General features: G+C 49.3%; 1 rRNA gene. It reads right to left on the bottom strand.

What is annotated here, in order from left to right:
- Nucleotides 1–446: ribosomal RNA gene (locus C6366_RS21080) — 23S ribosomal RNA — on the bottom strand; the annotation flags it as partial.

Raw genomic sequence — 446 nt, 5'->3', positions numbered from 1 at the left:
CCCCTACCCACAGTTCATCCAAAAACTTTTCAACGTTTACTGGTTCGGTCCTCCATCCCGTGTTACCGGGACTTCAACCTGACCATGGGTAGATCACAAGGTTTCGCGTCTATCCCTACCAACTATAGCGCCCTATTCAGACTCGCTTTCGCTTCGGCTCCGTAACTATTCATTACTTAACCTCGCTGGTAAGGTATAACTCGTAGGCTCATTATGCAAAAGGCACGCCGTCACCAAATAAATTGGCTCCGACCGCTTGCAGGCGCACGGTTTCAGGTACTATTTCACTCCCCTGTTCGGGGTGCTTTTCACCTTTCCCTCACGGTACTGGTTCTCTATCGGTCTCTCAGGAGTATTTAGCCTTACCGGATGGTCCCGGCAGATTCACACAGGATTTCTCGTGTCCCGCGCTACTCAGGATACTACCTTATATATCATACTTACAT

The organism is Desulfonatronum sp. SC1 (assembly GCF_003046795.1).
In the GTDB taxonomy this organism is placed as follows: Bacteria; Desulfobacterota; Desulfovibrionia; order Desulfovibrionales; family Desulfonatronaceae; genus Desulfonatronum.
The sequence above is the reverse complement of the archived record's forward strand: the minus strand, read 5'-3'. Positions and strand labels throughout refer to the sequence as shown.